This is a genomic window from Salinibacterium sp. NSLL17 (assembly GCF_015864935.1).
GTDB lineage: Bacteria > Actinomycetota > Actinomycetes > Actinomycetales > Microbacteriaceae > Rhodoglobus.
Genome location: NZ_JADYWH010000001.1, coordinates 16,645 through 40,392 on the forward strand (window position 1 = coordinate 16,645; position 23,748 = coordinate 40,392).

Here is a 23,748-nt window from a genome sequence, read left to right on the forward strand (position 1 = left end):
CAGCAAAAGTCTGCTCCGGGGTCATGTCAGTATCTCCAAGGCGGTTCGTAGGGGCCGACCGCTCGCGGCAGGGCCTGCGCAATGGCAAACAACCTGGCGGGTTGGGATGCTCTGGGTGCTTCAACCAATTGCGCAACGCCTCAATACCGGTCTCGTACCCGACAATGCCTCGCAGCCTGAACGCGTCGACAATCGAACGCTCAGCCGAATAAAGTTCGATGCTCTGACCTTCGTCCCCTGTCGCGAGCAGAGTGCGACCAATCTCGAACGTGGCACGGTCAAACAGGTGCCAATCAACTCGAAGCGCGCAAGAGCCGACTCCAAACAGGTTGAATGGCCGAGGCTTGTGAGGCAATGTTCTCGACCCGAACGACACTCCCGTTCGCGTCTGCTGATACTTCCGGGGAGTTGCACACAGCATTCAGCATTCTGAAGGAAGAGGTTGCCCGCACCGTCACCGAGCCGGAAGCGGACGCGGCGGCGGCGGCGGCGGAGCTAATCCTGGCGGCAGGCCACGGCATCGTTACCTTGTTGGCCGCGAACAGAATCCCGCCCGACCGCGTGTGCGATCACATCGTTCGTATTGCTGGCTTCGCAGCGGACTCAGCCTCACGTTTCTGACGAGCCACTCTGACCACTATTCTCATCCGAAAGCACGCAAGCGCGACGATTTCCCATGCAGCTCGAACACGGGCGTGACCTGTGTCACAGGGAACCTCTAACGGAGGACCATCGTCATTTTTTCTTCAGACAGCTCAGGGTGACTGGGAAGCTTCGCGTAGTCGCCTGTAGCCCGAAAACCGACACGCTCATAAAACCGGCGCGCTCGTTGGTTCTCGACAACCACCCAGAGAGCAAGCGTTGTCGCACGCATGCCTTTCGCCTAGGCACACATGGCATCGACCACGAGTGTTGCCACCCCAGTTCCCCGCTGTTCGGGGTCGACCCACATCCCTACCAGCTCGTGCCCACCGGTCTCCCGCTTAACGATTCCACTCACCATTCCGATGGGCTCCTCGTCCGCCCAGGCGAGTACCGAGAAGCCGTGCGCGATGCGTTGCCGCCAATCACCCTCGGTGAGAAGGCTTTCTCCGCCCGCGGATGAGCCAAATGCAGACGGCTCACGAGTTAGTGCTCGAAGGCGGATGTCTTGCACGGCGCGCCACTCGTCAGGAACCGCTCTTCGAACGATGACATCCATCACTACATAATGATGGATCCCGGATGAATCCGCAGATCACGACGGCCCGCGGGCCGAACCTTCACCGACATGACCACCGCAGGCGGATCTCCATACGCACGCGCCAGCCCAGCTTCCGAGCCGCGGTCGCCGTCTGCAGGTTATTACCAAGCAGGCGACCGCGAAATTGATTGACGTTCACCTTTAGGGCGCGTAACTTGGCCAGCATCGTTACAAATCATCGAAACGGATCGGGAAGTCAATGAAGCTTCGCAGCCGCAATCAGAAAGTCGTCGTGGCGATCTTAGCAGTTGGTTTAGTGTCCACAATGTCAGTTGGGCTTGGTGTAACCGGGGCGAACGCCTACACCACGACGGGCTGTACCTTGAGTCCGCAGCGGTATCAAAACCTTGGCGGCACGCCGTTCGCATCCGAAGTATCTGCAGCGGTACGCGCTTGGAACGTCACAGACGCGAATCTACTCACCAGCTCCACGGCGGCGTTCACAGTGACCTATAAGAACAATGGGGCGGCGGGATACGACGGTAGGTCGACGTGGGCGTGCGATGGCCACACGGGTGAATCATGGATCAACACCTATTACACGAATTCGTACTCGGTGACGAAGCGCAAGTGCGTTTGGGTCCACGAGATCGGTCACGTGATGGGCCTCAATCATTCTTCGACCGCTACTGCCATTATGAATTCAGTTTCGACAAGCAACTACGCTGCGGGCATCGGCTGCCAACTTGTTGCGGATGACTCTCAAGGAATGAACGCTCTCTACTGATTGGATTGGGACAATGATTTCGCTCCCCAAATACGGCCGACAGTTCCTCATGATGGTGGCAGTTGTCAGCGTTATGTCGCTTGCAGCTTGCGCTCCGGCCGTTACGTTCTCATCTGGTTCACGGGTAAAGCTCTACAACTCCATCAAAGAGCTTGCCGCCGATAGCACGCTCGTGGCAAGCATCGACGTGACGAGTCAGAAAGAGTACCCCGAGACAGATTCTGCTTCTGCCTATACCGCATCCACGGCTGAGATAACGGCGATTTTCCAGCCAGCTGGACTGCCCGATGATGCGAGACTGGACCAGAAGTTTAGCGCCGGTGAGGAAATCGTGATCCGGCAGCTGGCAACTGGCAACTCGGTGTCTGAAGACGGCAGCAAAATCGTCATCGACGCCAGTGGGTCCTATCTCGTATTCTTAGTGGAATCAGGCGTGCCCGGTGCCTCCGGAAATGAGTTCTACATCACGGGTGGCACCGCCGGCCTCTTTGGTGCAGATGGTGATAAATATCAATGGCTAGGCAACGAGGGCGATAAGCTGCCGAACTCGTTGACCGCAGCAGACCTCCAACAGGGATAACTCCTTGCGTCCGAGTTTTATCCGGAATGGCCATGTAGTTCCCCGCCACGAGTTGTGCGGCGAGCTGGTCGACCGGTGGTGCAGTAGGCCGGCGGTGCAGTAGGCCGGCTGCCCTTTTTGAGAGGATGCCTGCACGAGGACCAACCGGTTCTGGACTCATCCTGCCTTGGGCGCCTGCGTCCTACATTTGACCTCAGTGAGTGCATCGAGCAATGCGATGATGCCGGCCGATGCGGCGACCACACCTTCGGACGAGAGTGAGGCTCCTGAGGTCGCTACGGTATGGAAGGCGCTGTCGCCATCGCGATGTCCCGGAGCCGTCGCGATGCAGTTGCGACTCGAACAATTACGAAGCCCGCCTCCTTGAGGACATGCCGGGCTCGGAGCGGTTTCGATGCAAATCGCGCTCCTTTTCGACGGAGCATTCATGAGCGACGGACGATTGCGCGACATCGACGCGGTCGATGTCCGCCGGGGCCGCGTGCGCCGCTTGACCGCCGTCGAACCGCGGGCAGATCGACCTGGATCGATGCGCCGAGGTGCGCTGTAACGTCCATTGATCTCAGCTCCGCGGCCCCGCGTGCACGCGAAACCGAAGCAGCCAGACTCGGCCGGATGTGGTTGATCAAGCACTCGAAGAGCACCGAGCCCGGTCTGGGCCGCCACACGGCCGACCCGGAATCGCAATATCGATCGCGAAGGCGATCTCGGGTAGTAGTTGGCGACTCATGGCGCGTAGGCCGCGCAGGCCGACCCCGGACGCGCCCGACCCGGTACAGGACGGCCCGCACTGCCTGGCAGCGTCCCGTCGCAGCAACCAAACACCGAGGGCAGAAGTGTAAAATTGATCGCTTTGTGGCGGCGTTCTGTGATCGCTATGTGGCGGTATCGCTACCCCGCAAGGGTAACCTGCTGCGGGGCAAATCGACGTTGTCTGTGCAGGATCCGCTTCCGTCGGGCAACGGAAAGACCTTACTTACGCCTCTAGTCCGTGGACCGGAGGTGAGGTTGAACGATGGTGACAGCGTTGCCGTCTGGGTCTTCGAATGTGCCCACGGTGACGGAGCTAACCGTCACGGCGTCGATCGGGAACTCTTGCGTGTCGAATGCCACCTGCAGATTCGCAAGGGACTGGGCGATCACTGTGATGTCTTCCACGTTGATCGTCGTCATCCCACCCCCGGCACGGTCGGCATCCTCCCGAAGTTGAAGCGTGCCATGCTCAGGCACCCGATCAACGGTTAGGTAGTAGTCGGCGATCTGGGGAGCGGGTCGCGCGTCAGGGGCACGACCCAACACCCGCTCGTACCACTCGATCGCAAGCGTCAGATCCCGAACTGGGAGACCTGCGAAAACCGTGAGAGCCGAAAACTCTGTCATGATCCCAGCCTAGCCGCTCTCGGATTGCCGGGCAATTGCCCCCCACCTTCATTCGCCCTCCCACAACCGGGACGAGCAGCGGACGTTCCCGAGCTATCACATGGGGCCGTCAAGAGCGCGGGCGTGTGGTGCCCGTATGACTCACCCGAGATTAAGCCAGATGAAGGTGCGTCAAACGTTCGAGGTGGGTGTCTCAGAAAGCTAAAGCTTTCGAGACACGCGGAACATCTTCCGAGCCTCGGTAGGAAGTGGCAGATTTCCGGGGCTCGATCTGTCTTGGAAACAGGTCTTTCCGCTAAGTGTCTTTGCTCCACTGCTCTGGCAGTTTCCGAGGCAGAAGGGTCTCCTGAGTGTTTCGGTTACTCCCTGACCTGCCCCTAGTTCGGTTACGCGCCGCTAGGCGCAATCACCGTCTACTCAGGCGATTGTTCAGAGGTCAATTGGTCAACTCCGCCCGCTGGACCAAAACCCAGATAAACACTGGGTTCCGCCGAGTAGGACAGGTCGATTTTTGCCCCGAAAGTACGCCCCGTTGTTTTCAAGTGTGGGCAGGATGTGGGCAGAAACCACAACAGGCCTGACCGCACTCCACGAGGAAGTGCCGATCAGACCTGTTTTAGCTGGTGCGCCCGGAGGGATTTGAACCCCCGGCCTATTGATCCGTAGTCAATTGCTCTATCCGCTGAGCTACGGGCGCATCTCATTGACTTTCGCCAACCAGAAAACTATACCAGCGGTTTTGGCCTCCCACTGCCACTTTTGACAGCCGGATGCCGCGAGCGCCTACTTTCTGACGCGAAGGTGCGTCACACCACCATCAACTTCGAGCGCGGTGCCCGTGGTTGAGCCGGAAAGTGGGCTCGCCAAATACGCGACGGCACCGGCGACTTCTTCTGGTGTCACCATGCGTCCGGTGGCCTGGCGGGCATCCAGCGCGGCGCGTTCAGCGACGGGATCGTCGAAGCCCTGCAGCATCCGTTCCACAAAGGGGGTGGAGACGGTGCCGGGGCTGACGGCGTTGACGCGCACCCCATCCGCCACATGGTCGGTGGCCATAGCGTAGGTCAGGGCGAGAACGGCACCCTTGGATGCGCTGTAGAGAGCGCGCTGCGGGAGTCCGTTGAGGGCGGCGATCGAGCAGAGGTTGACGATGGCGGCGTGCTGCGACTTGCGCAACCACGGCAGCGCTGCGGCCGATACTCGCGCCATTCCGGTGACGTTGATGTTGAGCACTCGCGCCCAATCGGCGTCGTCGTTGTCTTCGACAGTGCCGACGGCGCTGATGCCGGCGTTGTTCACGACGATGTCGATGCCGCCCAACTTTGCGGCCGCCGCTGCGACAGCCACGTCGACGGAGGCACGATCAGACACGTCTGCTGCGAATCCGTGCAGGCGAGCATCCAACCCCTCGGGGTTCAGGTCGAGCACGGCCACCGTTGCGCCTCGTTCGGCGAGAGCAAGCGCGGAGGCTAGCCCGATGCCGGATGCTCCCCCGGTGACTACCGCGACGAGGCCGTCGAATTCGGCGCTCATGCTTGCACCATCTCTTGACGTGCACGACCGAGGCCGTCGATCTCGAGCTCAACAACATCGCCAGCGCGCAAATACGGCTGGCCTTCAATACCCATTGCGACACCGGCGGGCGTTCCCGTGTTGATGACATCGCCGGGGCGGAGGACCATGAACTGGCTCAAGTACCAAACGACGTAGTGGACACCGAACGCCATATTCGCGGTCGTGCCATTCTGGCGTTCGACACCATTCACCCACAGCCGCAAGCCCAAGGCTTGAGGGTCGGACACCTCGTCGGCGGTCACCAGCTCAGGCCCGAACGGATTGAAGGTCTCGCAGCTCTTGCCCTTGTCCCAGGTTCCGCCACGTTCGAGTTGGAAAGCGCGCTCGGAAACGTCGTGCGAGACGGCGTAACCGGCAATGACGGCGGCAGCGTCATCCGGGGAGTCAAGGTAACGAGCAGTGGCGCCAATCACGACGCCGAGCTCGACCTCCCAGTCGGTCTTGACGCTCGTGCGCGGGATGAGCACGTTGTCGAAGGCGCCGACCATCGTGCTGGGGTCTTTCATGAAGATGACGGGTTCGTCGGGCAGCGTTGCCCCGGTTTCTTCGGCGTGGTCGCTGTAGTTGAGACCGACGCAGACGATCTTGCCGGGCTGGGCGATTGCCGCACCGACGCGAACGCCCTCGGTCTCGACGGCGGGAAGCGTGCCCGCGGCGATTGCCGCACGAGCAGCGTCGACTCCGCCGGACTCGAAGAAAGCACCGTTGACGTCTGCCGCGATGGGGCGCAGGTCGAACGCCGCTCCGTCGTGCAGGACGACAGGGATTTCTGAGCCAACCGGCCCGAGTCGCGCAAATCTCACTGAGTGTTCTCCTTCGTTGCTAACGCGATACCTTCGCGTTCTTGTGAATCGTATCCAGCTTCAACGACAGCCATAGTACGTATGACGTCTTTTACCGAAGTGGGAAGTTCAGAAATCGAACCCTCGACGTAGCGCTGGAGGGCGCTCATGGAGCCGATGAAAGCATCCGGGAACCAGCTGCCCTCGAAAGGTACCGGCTGCCAGCCGAGCTCGGGCTTGTCCGTGTACGCAATCTCGAGAGCATCCGGGCCACCCCGCGGATAGTCGAGCATGAGACCCATCTGAGCGCGAATGGCACCCTTGGTGCCCTCCCACTTGATGAAACTCTCTTCGAACTTGCCGCCGAATCCGTGATCGTGGTTCGTGCTGATCGTGACCCGCAGCGGTCGATCCCGATAACGCATGATGATCGTCGAGCGAGTGTTCGAGACTTGAGGCTTGGCAGGGTGCCGCACCGTGACCGCACTCACGCCATCCGGGTCGCCCAAGAATGAACGCACGAGATCCATGTAGTGCACGCTGTGCATGTTGAGCTCGAGGCGTTCGATGCCGAGCACATGCGGGAAAATCTCCCAGGGCGTCTCCGTTGCGACGCGGATCTCCATGTCATAGAGCTCGCCGATCGCGCCGTCGGCGATGAGCTTGCGCGCCTCCGCGACGTACGGCGCGAACCGCAGCTGCGTGTTCACGGCAGCAACAAGGTTCTTGCGGTGACAAATCTCAAGGAGCACACGCGCCTCGGTCAGGTTCTGACCGAACGGCTTCTGGATGAGCACGGCCGCGCCATCGGGAAGTTGGTCGAGCACCGTCGGGTATTGCTCGGGCATGAGTGCGAGGTCGTAGACGGCGTCTTTCGGGGCCGCCGCTACGGCATCCGAGAGCGACGTAAACACGTTCGGGATGCCGAACTCATCGGCCAGCGCCTGCGCCTTGGCCGCCGTGCGGTTTACGATCCCCCACACCTCGAACCCCGCCTTGCGGTAGGCCGGGAGGTGCGCATCTTTGACGATACCGCCGGCGCCAATCATGACGATCGGGCGTGGATGATCGGGCATCACGACCGTGTACGCCTCGGCTGGCTGACGTTCGGGAAACTGCGACACGGGGTGCTCCGGCTCTCGTAGGCGGTCAAACTCGTGATCAAACGATATATCAAACGTCTGCACGCGGCAACGCGGCGGGCTTGTAGCTGTCGAGCGTCACCTCCCAATGAGTGGAAACTCAGGAGATTTAAGTGCGCGATCGCCGTATTGGCAGATTGGGAACCCCGGAAAGCCAAATCTCCTGAGTTTCCAACGTCGGCGGGCCGGAAACAGCGCCGGCACCGACGACAAAGTGCGGCCCACCCCGAGGGGCAGACCGCACTTGAGTTACGTCAGTAGGCAGGTTTAGATCGCACCCCGCGGGCCCTGAATCAGATCGTCGTGATGAATCTGGGCAACGTTGGGGTGCGCCCGCATTCGGTAGCGGAGCGCATTGTCTCCATACGTTTCGAGGATCGGGCTGTTCGTGGGGTCGAGCGACAGTCCGCGGGCTTGAGCGGCGAGCTCGGGCGGCAACTGCAACTGGGGAATCACAGTGTCGAGGGCCGGATTGAAGAAGAACGGAATCGAGATGCGGTCATCGCCGATGAGTGGCGAGATGACGCGGTGCAGCGTCGCCTTGAGGTAGCCCTCGGTAGCGAGCTCGAGCATCTCGCCAATGTTCACAACAAACGCACCGGGCTTCGGTGGAACATCCACCCACTCGCCCTGGTAGTCGACCTGCAGCCCGCCCTTGCCCGGCTCCACCATCAGCAGCGTGAGAACTCCACCGTCACGGTGAGCACCGACGCCCTGTTTGGGCTCCGGGTTGGACTCGCCGGGGTATCGCACGATCTTCAACTGCGGGAAAGGCTTGTCGGCAAATGCGTTGTCGAAGACGTCCTCCGGAGCGCCAAGGGCGTGAGCCCACGCGCGCAGAAGGCGCAGCGACACGGCGCTGAGTTTGTCGTTCCATTCGTTGACCAGCTCACGAAGCTGCGGCACGGCATCCGGCCACAGGTTCGGGCCTTCAAGACGCCAGTAGTCAGCGAGCCCGGCAGCGTTGTCGACAACGTCGCGCTCGGGGCCAACATCGATTTGCTCACGCCAGTCGGTCTTGCCCTCGGTCAGCTCGCCCCCGACGCGCGTGTAGCCACGAAACTGTGGGCTGTTGATGTTTTCGACAGCCAACTTCTGCTCGGCGGGCAAAGCGAAGAACTCGCGGGATGCCGCAAGCAGGTCATCCATCAACTTCTCATCGACACCGTGCCCGACAAGGTAAAAGAACCCGACATCGTGGGTGGCACACAGCAAATCGTCCCGGAACTTGGCAGCCGCTTCTGGGCCGCCATCAAGTAGCGAGAGATCAATGACTGGGAGCGCGGAATCGTTCATTTAACGATGTTCACACGCCAAGTCTGAGAGTTTTCCTTTGTTACGCTCACAGCGTGAAGCGCGGGCGTAACACGATCACAGTTCGGAAAATTATGCTCCAACTACGGCGCGTTCGGGAATAACCTGCGGGTGCGTTTGCCCCATATGCTCAATCACGCGCACCACCTGGCTGGTGTAGCCAAACTCGTTGTCGTACCAGACGTACAACACGAGATGCTTGCCCGCGCTGATGGTGGCGAGGCCGTCCACGATGCCCGCACGGTGCGAGCCGGTGAAGTCACTCGAGACAACCTCGGGAGAATCGATGAAGTCGATCTGTTGCTGCAGAGTCGAGTCGAGCGAGAGGTCGCGCAAGTAGCGATTCACTTCGGCGCGCGTGGTTTCAGTCGCGAGATTGAGATTCAGAATCGCCATCGACACATTCGGAGTGGGAACTCGGATGGCGCTGCCGGTGAGCAACCCTGCGAGCTCCGGAACCGCCTTCGCGACGGCCTTCGCCGCCCCCGTTTCGGTAATGACCATGTTCATGGGTGCCGAGCGTCCGCGACGGTCGCCGGAGTGGAAGTTGTCGGTCAAGTTCTGGTCATTCGTGTACGAGTGCACCGTCTCAACATGCCCGTGCTCTATGCCGTACTGGTCGTTGATCGCTTTCAGCACCGGCGAGATCGCGTTCGTCGTGCACGACGCGGCCGAGAGGATGGCATCGGTGTCAGCGATCGAATCGTGGTTGAGCCCGTACACAATGTTCTTGATCTCACCCTTGCCGGGGGCCGTGAGCAAGACACGCTTCACTCCCTGCGACTTGAGGTGCTGACCGAGGCCCTCTTCGTCACGCCAGCGGCCGGTGTTATCGACGACGATGGCATCCGAAATTCCGTACTCGGTGTAGTCGATCGTGGCCGGGTCGTTCGAGTAGATCACCTGGATGAGGGTGCCGTTGGCCAGAATCGTGTTGGCCTCGGTGTCGACCGAGATCGTGCCCTCGAACGGACCATGAACACTGTCGCGTCGCAACAGGCTGGCACGCTTCACGAGGTCATTGTCTGAACCCTTGCGCACGACGATCGCGCGCAAACGGAGTCCCTCGCCGTTGCCAGCGTGCGCGATCAGGATGCGGGCCAACAGTCGACCGATACGTCCGAAACCGTAGAGCACGACATCCGCTCCCGCTGGTTTCGTTTCGCTGCCGTTCTTGAGCACCGGCTCAAGCTCAGCCGCCAAGAAGTCGCCTAGCTCGCCGCCAACTTCGCGAAAACGGTTCACGAGCTTCGCCAAATCAATGGATGCCGAACTCAGCGGCATTGCCGAGAGCGCCACCATGATCGGCATAGTCTCTTCGATCGGCAACTCGCTCTCGTTGAGCTGCCGCGCAAAACGGTGAGCCTTGAGCACCTCGACGGGTGACTGATTGATGAGGCGGCGGCCGTGAATCGAGGTCACGACACCGTGGTTGCGATACAGCCCGCCGATGAGGGGGATCATTGCCTCGGCCAGTTCTTGGCGGGCATTCCACCGGTCAAATTCGTCGCTGTGTTCGCGTTGCATCAGGTTCCTTCCGACTGCGCTGTCTCGGGGCCGCGGGCGCGCTTGTAGCGCGGCTGGTCCCCCATCCATTCTCCCAGAGGGATGCGCGGCACGCGCGCTCAGGAAGCCACAGTTCGGGCAACACTTTAGAGATCGCTAAAGGGGGCGATTCTTAACGGTGCGGCTCGCGGCTCGCGGCTCGCGCGGAAGCTAGCGCGCTGAGTTCAGTGCGGCCGCAGCCCGGATTAGCGCGTGGAAAGCATCAGCGTCAACCGCGTCGCCCTGCTTGAGATCGATCGCTCGCCTGACCTTCGCATCAAGGCTGCTGTTGAAGAGCCCGGCGGGGTCGTCGAGCGAAGCGCCCTGCGCAAACGTCAGCTTGACCTTGTCTTTGTAGGTTTCGCCGGTGCAGATCAGTCCGTCGAGGCTCCATGCGGCAACGCCGGCGGGATTGGAGGGCTTTCGCCACTTGACCTCTTCAACGATCGCGGGCTCAGCCTGCACGATCAGGGCACGAACGCGGGCAAGCGTTTCGACCCGCCAGTCGCTGTGTTCCGGGGTGACGTCATCCATGATGCTCACTCTAGTTCGCTCCATTAGTAGGATAATAAGACTTACTAACGGAGGGGCCCGCCGTGAAGATTGCACGCATCGAAACATTCCTCGTTCCACCACGCTGGTTGTTCGTGCGCATCGAGACTGATAGCGGCATCGTCGGCTGGGGCGAGCCCGTCGTCGAAGGCCAAGCCGACATCGTGCGCGCCGCCGTCGAACAGCACGCCGAATACCTCGTGGGGCTCGACGCCACCCGCATCGAAGACCACTGGCAAGTGCTCACCCGCGGCGGTTTCTACCGCGGCGGCCCCGTCGCCTCCAGCGCTATCGCCGGCATCGATCAAGCGCTGTGGGACATCGCGGGCAAAGCCCACGGAGTTCCCGTTCACGACCTTCTCGGCGGTGCTGTTCGTGACCGCATCCGCATGTACGGCTGGGTTGGCGGCGACGAACCCTCCGAGCTGCGCGACAACATCGCCCAGCAGGTCGAGTCGGGCCTGACCGCGATCAAGATGAATGCAAGCGGACGGATGTCGCCCCTCAGCACCGTCAGTGCTGTCAGCGAAGTCGTGGACCGGGCTGCGCTCGCACGCGAGGTTCTTGGCCCCGATCGGGATTTCGCGATCGACTTTCACGGACGAATGACCGCGGCGAACAGCCGCCGCATCCTTCCCCTTCTCGAACCGCACGCTCCCCTGTTTGTGGAAGAACCGGTCGTGCCCGACAAGTCGCACTTGCTCGATGGCATCGTCTCGTCAACGTCGATCCCGATCGCCACCGGCGAGCGCCTCTTCTCTCGCAATGAGTTCTTGGGACCGCTGCAGGCGGGCATCGCCGTCGTGCAGCCCGACCTCTCCCATGCCGGCGGCATCTCCGAAGTGCGCCGCATCGCCGCCCTCGCTGACATGTTCGATGCTCAACTCGCGCCGCATTGCCCTCTCGGACCGATCGCTCTGGCATCGAGTTTGCAGGTCGGGTTCAACACTCCGAACTTCTTGATTCAAGAACAGAGCATCGGCATCCACTACAACGTCGGATCAGACGTGCTCGAATATCTGATGGATACGAGCGTCTTCGACTTCACTAGTGGCTACATCGAGCGCCTCACTAAGCCAGGCCTCGGCATCGACATCGACGAAGCTGCCGTGCGTGCCGCCGACAAGATCGGGCACCAGTGGCGCTCCCCCGTGTGGCGTCACGATGATGGGTCGCTCGCCGAGTGGTAACCGGTCGGCAACGCCAGCGATAGCCGAGCGCGCGGCCGCGAGTGCCCGCTAAGCGCCGAGCGTCGTTGTCATGCCGCCGTCGACAACGAGCGAAGCGCCCGTGATGTACGAGGCACCGTCGCCAGCCAGAAATTGGATGACCGACGCGACTTCTTCAGGTTTACCCAGCCGCTGCAGGGTGGCCTGGCGTCGCGCCAACTCTTGCGCTTCAGGGGTTTGGTGATCCCACTGCCGAGTCTCGATCGATCCCGGAAGAACGACGTTCACGCGCACGTGCGGCGCATAGTCGAGGGAAAGCTGACGCGTGAGCGAAATCAGCCCGCCCTTCGCCGCCCCATACGCAGGCTGCTCGGCCCAGGACAGCACCCCGTGCACGCTCGACACATTGACCATGCTGCCCTTGGCTTCGGTGAGAGTGTCGTGGAAAGTGCGCATTGCGCGGTAGACGGATGACAGCGTCACCGAAAGCTGCTGATTCCAGTTGTCTTCGCTCTGTTCGTGTGCGATTCCCGCGACTTGGAAAAACGCGTTATTCACGATGACGGCGGGCGGGCGATTCGCGGAGCGCAGCTCACGCGAGAGCTCCTGCCAGTGCTCGGAGTCTGCGACGTCGAGGCGATGGGCGGTGGCGGCGCCACCGGCCGCGACGATCTCGGCGGCAACTGCGGCAGCGGCATCCACGTCAATATCGGTGACGACAACATCGTCGCCGGAGGCAGCGAAGAGGCGTGCAGCAGCGGCACCGATACCGTGGGCTGCGCCCGTGATGAGCACCGTACGGGCCGCCACTAGAGAGCCTGCTTGCGGTTGGCGACGAGCGCCGCGCCGATCGGGTCTTTGCTCACGATCGTGTGCGAATCGAGGTTCGATTGGTCCATCAGGAGCTTCATCGCGGTGTGGGCTGCCTCGGCATCCTGCGCGACAATCGCCGTCACCACTGCGCGATGGTCATCCAAAAATTGGGTTGTTGTTTCGTTCTCAAATGCAAGCTCGTTGCGGGCATGCAGCGCGGGTTCCAGCACAACCTCAAAGCGAGCCAACAGTTCGTTGCCGGATGCCGCCAAGATCGCCCGATGAAAAGCCAAGTCCGCTGCTACGTGTGACGTCACTTCGGTACTCTCGAAGGTCGCGGCCAACGCCGTCATCGCTGCTTCGATCTCGGCACACTGTTCGTCGCTGCGGCGAACGGCAGCCAGTCGAGCCGCCGCGGGCTCGAGCACTTGCCGCACTTCGCTGAGTTCGAGCACGAGCAGCGGGTCGGGCATTCCTTCCGAGCGCCACGTCATGACGTCGCGGTCGAGTAGCTGCCAGCGTTCCCGCGCGGTGACGAAGGTACCGAGGCGCGGCCGCGCGTCCACAAGCCCCTTCGTCGTGAGCACCTTGAGGGCTTCGCGGATTACCGTGCGGCTGACCTGAAATTCGGTGAGCAGCGCATCCGGATCGATGATGTCTCCCGACGCCAGTTCACCGCGCATAATGCGGCGGCCGAGCACATCAACAACGTGCCCGTGCAAACCTCGTCGAGAGAAAGTAGTCATCCCCGCGATAATACTGTGCCTGTCGCGAGCGTGGGGCTGCGTTAGGCCATGACCCCTATCGGCGACACCTTCCACTCGGGGAAGATGATGCTGGCGTCGGCCGCGCTGAGATCAAGGCGGTTCATGACGACCTCGCCCAGAAGATCGCGGAAGTCGTTGCTACCAGGAACGTCGCCGTGATCGAGCACATCGGCACCGAGGCCCTCCCACTTGCCGTGCACGCCACCGGTGACGCCACCGCCGAGCACCATGGCAAGGCCGCCGTGACCGTGGTCAACACCCGAGCTGTCGTTCTGACCGACACGACGACCAAACTCACTCATGAGCACCACCGTGGTGGTGTCAGCCTTCGGACCAAGGTCAGCGAAGAACGCGGCGAGACCGTTGCCCACAGCGCTGAGCATGTCGTGCATGTCGCCCTTGTCTGGCGTGCCGATGTCGGTGTGCATGTCCCAGCCACCAAGGTCCAACGTGCCAACTCGAAGTCCCACGTTCGCCCGGATGAGACTGGCCAAGGTCGCAAGATCGCTAGAGAAGTTGTCGTCCCCATAGCCACGCGCTTTCGCATCACCGGCGGATGCTGCAATTTCGGATGCTTCGCTGGAGGCGCTCAAGGCGAGGTTGGCCTGCTGCGCGATGGGATGATCCAGCCCGGTGTAGAGGCTTGCAAGGGCCGTGCGAGTGGGCTCGAGGAGCGAGTCATCCACGTCGATCGCCATGCGTTCAAGGTCGGGAACGACCAGCGCATTCGAACCGCCCACGAGAGAGCGAGCAAGTCGATCGCTTGCCCCCACCCCGCGCCAGGTCGTTCCTGGGCCACTCTGCTCAAGCGCGCGGTTGAGCCACCCTGTCTGCGAAGCGCTGCCAGCGGAGCCACCGCGTTCGAGGCAATCTTGCGCCTGAAAATGGCTGCGGGACAGATCGGGGGTGCCAATCGCTGGCACGGCAGCGATCTTGCCTTGAGCCAACATTGGCTTCAAAGCAGACAACGCCGGGTGTAGTCCGAACCCGCGTTCGAACGGGATCAATCCCGAATTCTCCTTAACGGCAATACCGGGGCGCGCCTTCAAGAGGTCGGCGTCGGTTGCCGGAACGAGCACGGAGAGGCCGTCCATTCCTCCGCGGAGGAAGATCACGATGAGTGCGCCCGTGTCTGGCGAACCCGGAGCCGCGTAGGACGCCTGCGTGGTGACAATCTGGGAGCCGATGGCGGCGACTCCGGCCATAAGCCCGCCCTGCAACATCCGTCGTCGAGTGAAGCCTTTCGACCACAACTCGCGTCGGGCCGCCTCTTCGGCCACCACGATTTCGCTATGGGCTCGCACCGCGGAATCTAAGTCGGTTGGCCCCAGCTGTCGCCAGTCGGGGCAGTCAGGGTGGAGGAAACGGGTCTCGGTCATTAGGAGGTTCTTTCTCGAGTCGGGTTCGAGCTACTGGGGAGGGTAATGCGGGTCAGCGCGGTTGATTAGCGCGGTTGATTAGCGCAATTGAAAATAGGGCGAGTCGAGCACGAGCGCCGCGAGAGCCGGAACTTGCCACGCATCGCCCGCCTCGGCCTCGGCCGAACCATCGGCACCGAGATAGGACAGCAGCACCGCACGATGGGTGTCGCTCAGCGGACGGCCGATCATGTGCTGAGCAATGCTGTCGATCCATTGAGAGTTCGACTGGCCCACGGTGGGAGCCAATTCTTCACTGAGCTTGGCTGGCGGAGTAAGCCCCTTCATCCAGCCACCGGTCAGGCTCCGGTGCAGATTCCAGCGCGAGACCGTCTGGCTGGCAGAAAGCCACGCTCCCGTGACGTCGGGGAATCCGTTAGGTGGGGTCCACGTGAGCGGCGCGTGACCAAGATTCTGCAGAACCCAGTAAAGATTCTTGGCACCATCGGCAAGCTTGTCGCTGGGCTTGGCACCAACGGCACGAGCCGAGCCCACCGCATCTTCGAGCGGACGCCGTGCCTTCTCGCCGATTGCCGACCAGAACTCGTTGCTGGCGAAAAGCTGCTTGAGCACCGGAAGGATCGCGGTGTCATTGTCGAGGTACGTCTGAGCCAGACGGTCGAGCAGGGCCTGGGGCGGTGAATCCGAGACGAAACGAACCGCGAGTTTTCTGACAACCGTTGCTGCTGTTGCCGGATGGTGCGCCAGCACACTCACATAACGGTCGCCCATGTCGAGCCCGCCCTCAGCGGTCGCGTTCTCGTCGGCAAAGAACGAGGTGGCTACGGGGCCGACATAGTGTCGGTCAGCGCGATAGCGAAATTCGCCGGTCTCGTAATCAATGCCACGGCCCGAGAGGATCATGGCGCTGTTGCGCACATCGCCCTCGGTGTAACCGGAGGCGACCCCCAGCGTGTGCAGCTCCAGCAGCTCACGACCGAGGTTCTCGTTGACGTTTACCTTGTTCGACTTCTCGTTGTTGAGATAGGTCAACATGGCGGGGTGCCGCATCGCCGCGTGCAACATGGCGGCGTAGGTGCCGAGAGCGTTCGCCCGGATAACCGAGTTCGCATAGTCGGGACCGGTAGCCCAGACGCTGTCCGACGGAGTCGTGACATTGAGCAGGTTCGAGAACACGTCAACAACAACCTCGAAGAGCTGGCGCTTGCTGAAGACCTGAGCAGCCAGAGTCGCTTGACCCGTCTGTCGTGCGGCATCCCAGCTGTACTGATTAACCGACGAGCGCACTTTAGCGGTGGACGACTTTGCCAGCGGGAAGGCAGCCCACGCGGCATCGCCATCCGGGTCTGCGATGGATGCCGGAGCGAGCTGGGCACCCAACCATTTGTCGATCCCCATGGTTGACACATCCACGAAGTCGCTGCTGCGGGGGCCAAACGTCGCACGCGCCAGTAGATGGGCGTGGGTTTGGTCGTTGTCTGCAACGCCGGTGGAGACGAACTCGGGAGCCGTTGAACCCTTCTGCGGGGTTGGCTTGGTCGCTGGCTTCGCGGCCGATGGCGTGTCGGCACGAGGTGTTGTGCCCGTTCCCGCACCCGGGTTTGCGTAACTCTGGTCGCGGTCGGCCGGCGGGTTTGCCGTTGCCGGTGAACGCGGGTCTTGAGTCGCGGGTGGGTTCGTGCCCCCGGTCGGGTTCTTCGTGGCCGGCGGTTTCGTGGATGTCGCGCTCGGCGTCGGAGTGGTCGGCACCGGAGTGTTGCGGGGAGCAGATCCTGTCGACGGAGGCGTGACGGGAGGGCTCGCCCCGTCGGGAAGCAGCGAGATTGTGCTCGCGGGGCCGAATGCGGCGCTGCTCGCCGCGGCCGCGCCCACAGCGGCAAGCGCTGCGACACCACTCGTGATGATCATGCGGCGAGCGAGTAGAGCCTCGCCGTCACCTCGCGGACGTACGTCGGGATCTACAGGAGGATTCACGCCAAAGTCCTTCGTCGGGCTCACGCACGCTGCTGCCGACTAGGTTTCGACAGCCCTACACGCACTACTGAATAACGATTCAGCATCGACCTTATGGCGAGAAACACCCCTCTGTCTACCCCCATCAGGGGGACACGCGGGTAATTGTGAAAAACTTTCGCCGAACGAGGCGTGCACGACTCAGTGCGCGGGCGCTACCGTTCCGCGCGCGGGATAATCGGTCTCGGTGACGTACTCGAGACCATGAATGATGGCCTTCACGGGCATCCGACCGAAAGGCATGCTGGAAACAGTACTCCAGAACACGGTGTTGTCGGCGTCAAGAATGAACATGCCCGGCTCGCTAAACAGCTCCGGTTCGCCCTTCTTGAAACCGCTCGAGAGGAAGAGACCCCACTCGCGAGCCTGCTCTTCGCTCAGCCCATAAGCAATCGGAAGCCGACTGAGTTCCCAATCCTCGATCGATATCGTGGCGCGCTTGAGGGTGTCCATGCTGATGGCCACGACGCGACCCACCCCGGCTTCACGCAACGCATCCATGTTGTCGTCAAGTTCGCGAAGCTGCTTGCGGCACACCGGGCAGTGCAAGCCGCGGTAGAAAATGATGAGAGTGAAGCGCCCGTCAACGCCCGTGCCGAGCGCGAGATCCTCAATGGTGCCGCCTCGCGCGAGGGGCAGCGAAAGGGCAGGAGGCTGGGTGCGCGGCAGAATAGTCATCTTCTAGACCAACATAGTGGTGGGCCGCATTCATTCCGCCACGTCGTGAACGTCTATTTATTCGACGTCGTGGGTGTGCAGCGCCGAACTCACCGTCGTGCCGTTGAGTTCCAAATAGAGTTGCCCCTCCGTCACCGACAGGGTGACGGCGTTGCGTCGTTCGAGAGCGGCCACAGCATCCTCGATGAAACCGGGATCAAAGCTGCGGAAGACGATCTCGCTTGCGTTGTGGATCTTCTTGCCCGCCCAGGGAGCAGCAACCTTCACCGGGTCGCGGTGCGTGTAGATGGCGACCCTGTCGGCCAGCTTGCTGCCGTAGTGAAGTCGCGCAGCATCCGGTGCCCCGATTTCAATCCAGGCCGTAATCGTGCCGGTGAGATCGCGCACGAGCACCGCAGGTTCATCGGTCGACGAGACTCCCTCGCTAAACACGATGCCCTCTTCATACTCGAGGCAGTACGCGAGAACCCGAGTAATCATGTACAGATCGGTTTCAGAGGGATGCCGTGCCACGCGAAGCGTGAAGTCGTCGTAGACACCGCGATCCACATCTGCCAGTTGCACCGTGAAGGTGTGGATCGTTGCGCCAGTTGCCATAACGCCCGAGCCTAGCCTGTGGATGCGACGGCGCCAGCCAGCCTTTACGTTGCCGTGACGACGGCGTCGGCTCGGTCACGCGTCGTGCGGATGAGCACGGCATTGGGTTCGTCGACGTCGGCAACCCAGCGGGCCGCATCCGTCGCCGACCGCCCGTAGCGTCGGTGGCGAGCGATAAGCCTGTCTCGACGCAGATCATCGTCGATGTCGAGATACCAAACCTCGTCGAGTAGCGGTCGAATCGCACCCCAGCCGTCTTGGTCGTGGAGAAGGTAGTTGCCTTCCGTCACAATCAACGGGGCATCACCGGGGAGAAGGATCGAGCCAGCAATTGAAGCATCGCGGTCGCGATCGAACCGCGGAGCTACGACAGTCTCGCCCGAACGCAGCCGGCGCAATGTTGAGGCGAAGCCCGCGGCATCGAAAGTGTCAGGGGCACCCTTGCGCGAACGAAGACCTAGTCGGTCAAGGTGTTCATTGGCGAAGTGGTAACCGTCCATCGGGAGGATGGGCGCCGCGAGTTGTTCAACGAAAGTGGATTTGCCCGCGCCTGGCGGCCCGACCATGCCGAGCAGAAAGGGCACGGTTGTGTCGCGCTGGGCAAGAACGCCAATTCGCGCGACAGCTTCGGCGACAGTGTAGGTCTCCACGAGGTCCCTTCACGCTGGCAAAAATGTGGTGGCGCTTAACGCAAGAAAACCCTTGAAAAATCAAGGGTTTTCTTCGCAGAGCGGAGACGGAGAGATTTGAACTCTCGGTACCCTTACGGGTACTCCACCTTAGCAGGGTGGTGCACTAGGCCGGACTATGCGACGTCTCCAGACGTACTCAGCAATCATAACCGCTCATGAGCGGAACGACGAACCGAGCCACAAATCGACTGATTTAGTAGTTGTTGGTTACCGAGCACGTGTAGTCAGCAGCGTTCTGACCGCGGATGTCGAGAACGGGAAGATCTTCCTCAACCGGTGCTGCCGTAGCGCCGTCAGTTGGCTCTGGCGTAGCCTCGGCTTCGGGAGCGTTGGGGTCGAGGATCGCGCCAACACCGTCGCCGGCTTCTTCAAGGCTGAACGGTTGGTCGGCAGCGATGAATTCCATCATCTGGTTGCCCAGGTACTCGTTGGGCTGAACCTTGCCCGAGTACACGCCCGTTCCGCCAGTGCCGCCTGGGTACTGCACGAACTGAACGCGTTCGAGGGGAATGTCTTTCAGCGCGAGAGCGATCGACACCATGGTCGGAACATCCGCGAGACTGTTCGAGAGCTGCATGTTGGTGATGGCAGCATCGGCGAGGTTGTACAGCTTCTTGTAGTCGCTGAGAGTGTCTGAACTCTTGAGTGTGCGCACGAGCGAGGAGAGGTAGACCTGCTGCGAGCTGATGCGGGTCAAGTCACTACCGTCGCCAACGCCGTGACGTGAACGCAAGAATGCGAGAGCCTTCCAACCCTTGAGGTTGTACGTGCCCGCCTTGGGAAGATCGATCCCGGTGTACGGGTCGACGAGAGGCCCATCCACACAGACGTCAACGCCACCGATAGCGTTCGTCATCTCAATAACGCCGTCGAAGGTGATGATTCCGGCGAACTGGATATCGAGGCCGGTGAATTCAGAAAGTGTCAGAACTACGCACGGAAGGCCACCGTAGGAAAGCGCCGTATTGAGGGGCTCAGTCGAGTAGTACTTGTTGTAGTCACCGTCAAGGCTCGGGCACTCGGGGATGCCCATGACCATGTCGCGCGGAAAGCTAATTGCTACAGCGGACTGACGATCTTCGGCAACGTGCAAAATCATGTTGACGTCATTGAGCTCGCCAGAAGCGTCCTCAACTGTTCCGCCGATTCCGCCCTGATCTGCACGCGTGTCACTACCTGCAATGAGAATGTTGAAGCCACCCTCAAAGCTGCCGATTTGGGGCGGCGGGCCTTCGGTCTCGCCAATGAGCGCAACAGTGTCGCGCTGACCGTAAATGCTGTCGAAGGCAACGGCTCCTACGGCCGCGCCACTCACCAAAAGGACGGCGAGCGTTGCAGCAACGACCTTGGCAATCGAACCCCACGGTCCCGGTTTCTTCAACCGACCGTGACGTGCCAGGCCTTGCACTTCGGGCTTTTTCTTAGAGCCAGTGCGGTCGACAGAGCGCGAACGCAACTCTGAGCGCGGACGAAGTTCACTCATCGCACTCCCCTTTCTATTACCGGAAACAAAACATGACACGCGGAGCGGAGGGCGTGGGATTCGAACCCACGAGACATTTCTGCCCACCAGTTTTCAAGACTGGCTCCATCGGCCGCTCGGACAGCCCTCCTTGCGTGACGCAAGTTCAGAGTGTATCTGATGCCCGCAATGCGTACCTGAATGGCAGGCTAGAAGGCTCGAAATGGGGGTAGAGAGGTCTATTCGCGCAACCGAAGAGCCGCCCACACCTCAAGTCGCCCCTCGAAGGACTCCAGATCGAGATTCAGGATGCTCGCCGCCTGGTCGATGCGCGAGCGCACCGTATGCCGGTGAACACCGAGCTTCGCCGCGGTCGCACCCCACGAACAATCGTTCGCAAACCAGGACAGCAACGTCTCCACGAGGGCAGCCCCCTGTTCAGCATCGAAATTGGTGAGCGGCGTGAGGACCCGGTGCGCCACCCGCTCAGCACCAGCAGACTGCAGCACCCCGAGCATCCCGGTGTCCGCAATTTCGGCGAAATCGGTGAGGCCAGCACGGCCACCGCGGGAGTGGAGAGCACTGGATGCCTGCCCGAGCGCTACGGTCAAGGCCGCGTAGTCGGTGGCCGCGGCACTGCCCGCTGCGAGATCGTGGTCGGTGATGAGTTGTTCCACCTCGCGCTGCACGTCGGTCTGTTCAGTGGGCCCGCCAGCTGCCCGCTGAGCTGCAGCCTCGACGAGCACCACAAGCACATCGCCGCGGACCGCAAAGAAGGCACGACCGTCAGCGTCGAGGGCCAGTACATCGAGCGCATCGAGCACGAAATGGCTCTGGGTTTGCCGCGCAATCACCACGACGCTCAGCGGTTCCACCGGAAATGCTCCCCAGACTTCGCTCGCGATTGCCCTCGCTGCGCCGAGGTTGCCGGCAAGCACCAGTTCCAACAACGACGACCTCAGCTGCCCACGCGTTGCATCCAGAGTGCGGTTTTGTTCCAGAGCGAGCGTTGCCATCGCGATCACGCTCGTCACCAGTTCATTCTCGGCACGGTCAAGCGGCACTCCGCGACCGAGGGCGAGTGCTCCACGCAACTCTCCATTTTGGCCGAGGGTCTGGATCGTCACCTGACCCGAATCGAGCGTGAGGGCCGTGGATGACCGGCTGCCCTTGCGCAGCGCCCGCGCCACCTCATCCCGCACCGGCTGCGCAAAACGATCGCCAGATCGCTGCTGCCCCGGAACAGGAACCGGATGACCAGTCGCATCGAAGAGCCCCACCCAACAGGAAAGCTGGCGCTCAAGCTCGATGAGGGTTGACCGCAGGCCCGTGGGCTTGAGGGCGGCATACGAGATCGCCTTGTGCGCGGCGATCGACCAGGCCATTCGACGGCTACGCTCGGCCGCGATCTGGTCGGCCACCTCGCGGATGACCGCAATAAAAGGAACGCGATCCGGAACGTCGATGAGAGGGAAGCCAGCCCGCGCGCACGCTGCAGCAAGCCCGGTCGGCATTCCCTGATGCAGAAAGTGAGTCGCGAAGCCGAGCCCCACAAGACCGGCCTCGATGAGACGCCCCACATAAGAGTCGTAGTCGTAACGTTCAGCATCCGCACCAAAACCGAACTGCGCGCCATCGGTGAGCAAGACGTTGCCACGGCTGAGGAACGGCGTCGGGTCATCGAGATCGGAGCTGTGCACCCACGTAATAGGAGCGGTCATTCGCGACGCGAGCGCGGTGTTGGCGATCAGGCTTTCGCGGGATTGCGTAGGGGTGCCGGCCTCGAGCGCACTGAGCCGCAGCGTGCGCTTCGTGAGCAGCCATTCAATCGTCGGGAGCATCCGGTTCTCCGCTCATCGCCCTGTTGTCACATTATGTCGAACTATTGGCCCGACGGTATACATATTGGCAGCCACAGGCGATTGCGGGCGGACGATAGTGGAGACATCAGCTCCGTCATGAAAGGTGCCCTATGAACTCCGCGCCCGCAACACCCCAGCACAGCAACGCCGACACTGTCGCGCTCGACCGCGCCCACGTATTCCATTCCTGGTCAGCACAGGGCGCGCTCAAACCGCTCGTGCTCGAAGGCGGCCTCGGAAGCATGGTCTGGGACGACGAAGGAAACGAGTACCTCGACTTCTCGAGCCAACTCGTCAACATCAACATCGGCCACCAGCACCCGGCCGTCATCGCCGGCATCAAGGCACAAGCCGACATCATGGCCACCGTCGCCCCGGCACACGCCATCAACATCCGCGGTGAAGCAGCCCGCAAGATCACCGACCACGCACCCGAAGGCATGAACAAGGTCTTCTTCACCAACGGTGGAGCGGATGCCAACGAGAACGCCATGCGCATGGCCCGCCTGCACACTGGTCGCGACAAGATCATCTCGCGCTACCGCTCGTACCACGGCAACACCGGATCAGCCGTCGTCGCTACTGGCGACTGGCGCCGTATCCCCAACGAATACGCGCGCGCCCACGTGCACGTGTTTGGGCCCTACGAGTACCGCTCCGAATTCTGGTCGGACTCCCCCGAACAAGAATCCGAGCGCGCCCTGCACCACCTTGAGCGCACCATCCAAGCTGAGGGTGCAGAGTCAATCGCCGCGATCCTGCTCGAGAGCATTCCCGGCACCGCCGGCGTGCTGACACCGCCGCCCGGCTACATGGCTGGCGTTCGCGCCATCGCCGACAAGTACGGCATCCTGCTGATCCTCGATGAGGTCATGGTTGGTTTCGGCCGCACCGGAAACTGGTTCGCGTTCGAAGCATTCGACGTCAAGCCCGACCTCATCACCTTCGCCAAGGGTGTCAACTCCGGCTACGTGCCCGTCGGTGGCGTCATCATCTCCGACGAGATCGCCGCAACCTTCGACGAGCGCGTCTTTCCCGGCGGCCTCACCTACTCGGGCCACCCGCTCGCTGCCGCCTCCATCGTCGCCTCCATCACCGCGATGGAAGAGGAAGGCATCATCGAGAATGCAGCCATGATCGGTCGCGACCACATTGGCCCCGGCCTTGCCGCTCTCGCCGAGAAGCACGACTGCATCGGCGATGTTCGTGGAAGCGGAGTCTTCTGGGCCCTCGAGCTCGTCGCGAATCGTGAGACCCGCGAACCGCTGAGCGCCGCAGACATGGGCAAGATCAAGGGCGCGCTCGTCAAGCGCGGGCTGCTGCCGTTTATCGCCGACAACCGCATCCACGTCGTACCGCCGGCCGTCGTGACTCCCGAGGAAGTTGCTCGGGCCATGGCGATCTACGACGAAGCGCTCAGCGAGCTCTAACAGAGTTCTGCGCCGAAGGGGTTCAGCGCAGAAAAGGGTGGTTTGG

At 61.7% G+C, this 23,748-nt stretch carries 23 protein-coding genes and 3 tRNA genes; 5 read left to right on the top strand and 21 right to left on the bottom strand.

The features are described 5' to 3' along the window. Positions 1-354: 354 nt before the first annotated feature. Positions 355-621, top strand: a complete 267-nt coding sequence (locus I6E51_RS00090) for a hypothetical protein (RefSeq protein ID WP_197109044.1) — start codon at positions 355-357, stop codon at positions 619-621. A gap of 97 nt (positions 622-718) precedes the next feature. Here I6E51_RS00090 and I6E51_RS00095 read toward each other — a convergent pair whose 3' ends face one another. Then, on the bottom strand, positions 719-874 hold the full coding sequence (locus tag I6E51_RS00095; RefSeq protein ID WP_197109045.1) for a GNAT family N-acetyltransferase: 156 nt from the start codon (positions 872-874) through the stop codon (positions 719-721). Positions 875-883: 9 nt separating this feature from the next. Beyond that, positions 884-1,201 carry a GNAT family N-acetyltransferase gene (locus I6E51_RS00100; protein ID WP_197109046.1) on the bottom strand — a complete coding sequence of 106 codons (318 nt, stop codon included), beginning with the start codon at positions 1,199-1,201 and terminating at the stop codon, positions 884-886. A gap of 307 nt (positions 1,202-1,508) precedes the next feature. Here I6E51_RS00100 and I6E51_RS00105 point away from each other — a divergent pair, with 307 nt between their 5' ends. Together I6E51_RS00105 and I6E51_RS00110 are read left to right on the top strand one after the other, a co-directional pair. Continuing rightward, complete coding sequence (locus I6E51_RS00105; RefSeq protein WP_197109047.1) at positions 1,509-1,970, top strand: M57 family metalloprotease; 462 nt, start codon at positions 1,509-1,511, stop codon at positions 1,968-1,970. A gap of 13 nt (positions 1,971-1,983) precedes the next feature. Continuing rightward, positions 1,984-2,550, top strand: a complete 567-nt coding sequence (locus tag I6E51_RS00110) for a hypothetical protein (protein ID WP_197109048.1) — start codon at positions 1,984-1,986, stop codon at positions 2,548-2,550. A 984-nt stretch (positions 2,551-3,534) separates the two neighbouring features. On the opposite strand, the gene I6E51_RS00115 is transcribed toward I6E51_RS00110, so the two are convergent. From I6E51_RS00115 to I6E51_RS00150, 8 genes are all read right to left on the bottom strand, one after another. After that, positions 3,535-3,930 carry a VOC family protein gene (locus I6E51_RS00115; protein ID WP_197109049.1) on the bottom strand — a complete coding sequence of 132 codons (396 nt, stop codon included), beginning with the start codon at positions 3,928-3,930 and terminating at the stop codon, positions 3,535-3,537. A gap of 621 nt (positions 3,931-4,551) precedes the next feature. Beyond that, positions 4,552-4,627 (bottom strand) — tRNA-Arg (locus tag I6E51_RS00120). Between the two features lie 86 nt (positions 4,628-4,713). Continuing rightward, positions 4,714-5,463: an SDR family NAD(P)-dependent oxidoreductase gene (locus I6E51_RS00125; protein WP_197109050.1), complete on the bottom strand. Its 750-nt coding sequence runs from the start codon at positions 5,461-5,463 to the stop codon at positions 4,714-4,716. After that, positions 5,460-6,308, bottom strand: coding sequence for a fumarylacetoacetate hydrolase family protein (locus I6E51_RS00130; protein WP_197109051.1), 849 nt, complete (start codon positions 6,306-6,308; stop codon positions 5,460-5,462). Before I6E51_RS00130 ends, I6E51_RS00125 begins: the two co-directional genes overlap by 4 nt. After that, complete coding sequence (locus I6E51_RS00135; RefSeq protein WP_197109052.1) at positions 6,305-7,411, bottom strand: Gfo/Idh/MocA family protein; 1,107 nt, start codon at positions 7,409-7,411, stop codon at positions 6,305-6,307. The genes I6E51_RS00130 and I6E51_RS00135 overlap by 4 nt, the downstream gene beginning before the upstream one ends. A gap of 285 nt (positions 7,412-7,696) precedes the next feature. Next, complete coding sequence (locus I6E51_RS00140; protein ID WP_197107069.1) at positions 7,697-8,725, bottom strand: isopenicillin N synthase family oxygenase; 1,029 nt, start codon at positions 8,723-8,725, stop codon at positions 7,697-7,699. A gap of 90 nt (positions 8,726-8,815) precedes the next feature. Further along, positions 8,816-10,270, bottom strand: coding sequence for a glyceraldehyde-3-phosphate dehydrogenase (locus tag I6E51_RS00145; RefSeq protein ID WP_197109053.1), 1,455 nt, complete (start codon positions 10,268-10,270; stop codon positions 8,816-8,818). 189 nt (positions 10,271-10,459) lie between these two features. Continuing rightward, positions 10,460-10,822 (bottom strand): DUF1801 domain-containing protein, encoded by a 363-nt coding sequence (locus I6E51_RS00150; protein WP_197109054.1) that lies wholly within the window; start codon positions 10,820-10,822, stop codon positions 10,460-10,462. A gap of 62 nt (positions 10,823-10,884) precedes the next feature. Here I6E51_RS00150 and dgoD point away from each other — a divergent pair, with 62 nt between their 5' ends. Next, complete coding sequence (gene dgoD, locus I6E51_RS00155; protein WP_197109055.1) at positions 10,885-12,030, top strand: galactonate dehydratase; 1,146 nt, start codon at positions 10,885-10,887, stop codon at positions 12,028-12,030. A 48-nt stretch (positions 12,031-12,078) separates the two neighbouring features. Here the strand turns inward: dgoD and I6E51_RS00160 are convergent, their stop codons facing one another. The 11 genes from I6E51_RS00160 to I6E51_RS00210 form a co-directional block, all read right to left on the bottom strand. Continuing rightward, the gene (locus tag I6E51_RS00160) at positions 12,079-12,819 is read right to left on the bottom strand and encodes an SDR family oxidoreductase (protein WP_307783727.1); all 741 of its coding nucleotides are present in this window, start codon (positions 12,817-12,819) and stop codon (positions 12,079-12,081) included. Beyond that, positions 12,819-13,568: a FadR/GntR family transcriptional regulator gene (locus I6E51_RS00165; RefSeq protein WP_197109056.1), complete on the bottom strand. Its 750-nt coding sequence runs from the start codon at positions 13,566-13,568 to the stop codon at positions 12,819-12,821. Before I6E51_RS00165 ends, I6E51_RS00160 begins: the two co-directional genes overlap by 1 nt. Before the next feature lie 41 nt (positions 13,569-13,609). After that, positions 13,610-14,968 carry a DUF1501 domain-containing protein gene (locus I6E51_RS00170; RefSeq protein ID WP_197107063.1) on the bottom strand — a complete coding sequence of 453 codons (1,359 nt, stop codon included), beginning with the start codon at positions 14,966-14,968 and terminating at the stop codon, positions 13,610-13,612. Between the two features lie 78 nt (positions 14,969-15,046). After that, the gene (locus tag I6E51_RS00175) at positions 15,047-16,942 is read right to left on the bottom strand and encodes a DUF1800 domain-containing protein (protein ID WP_197109057.1); all 1,896 of its coding nucleotides are present in this window, start codon (positions 16,940-16,942) and stop codon (positions 15,047-15,049) included. A 180-nt stretch (positions 16,943-17,122) separates the two neighbouring features. After that, on the bottom strand, positions 17,123-17,659 hold the full coding sequence (locus I6E51_RS00180) for a redoxin domain-containing protein (protein ID WP_197109058.1): 537 nt from the start codon (positions 17,657-17,659) through the stop codon (positions 17,123-17,125). 57 nt (positions 17,660-17,716) lie between these two features. Continuing rightward, complete coding sequence (locus I6E51_RS00185) at positions 17,717-18,256, bottom strand: YaeQ family protein (RefSeq protein WP_197107060.1); 540 nt, start codon at positions 18,254-18,256, stop codon at positions 17,717-17,719. A 44-nt stretch (positions 18,257-18,300) separates the two neighbouring features. Continuing rightward, positions 18,301-18,906 carry a nucleoside/nucleotide kinase family protein gene (locus I6E51_RS00190; RefSeq protein WP_197109059.1) on the bottom strand — a complete coding sequence of 202 codons (606 nt, stop codon included), beginning with the start codon at positions 18,904-18,906 and terminating at the stop codon, positions 18,301-18,303. A gap of 81 nt (positions 18,907-18,987) precedes the next feature. After that, positions 18,988-19,076 (bottom strand) — tRNA-Ser (locus tag I6E51_RS00195). A 65-nt stretch (positions 19,077-19,141) separates the two neighbouring features. Continuing rightward, a complete protein-coding gene (locus I6E51_RS00200) occupies positions 19,142-20,431 on the bottom strand; it encodes an LCP family protein (protein ID WP_197109060.1) in 1,290 nt (429 codons plus the stop codon). 45 nt (positions 20,432-20,476) lie between these two features. Beyond that, positions 20,477-20,561: transfer RNA gene (locus I6E51_RS00205), tRNA-Ser, on the bottom strand. 88 nt (positions 20,562-20,649) lie between these two features. Then, positions 20,650-22,251, bottom strand: a complete 1,602-nt coding sequence (locus tag I6E51_RS00210) for a PucR family transcriptional regulator (RefSeq protein ID WP_197109061.1) — start codon at positions 22,249-22,251, stop codon at positions 20,650-20,652. A 131-nt stretch (positions 22,252-22,382) separates the two neighbouring features. Here I6E51_RS00210 and I6E51_RS00215 point away from each other — a divergent pair, with 131 nt between their 5' ends. Then, positions 22,383-23,702 carry an aspartate aminotransferase family protein gene (locus I6E51_RS00215; protein ID WP_197109062.1) on the top strand — a complete coding sequence of 440 codons (1,320 nt, stop codon included), beginning with the start codon at positions 22,383-22,385 and terminating at the stop codon, positions 23,700-23,702. The last annotated feature ends 46 nt before the right edge of the window (positions 23,703-23,748 follow it).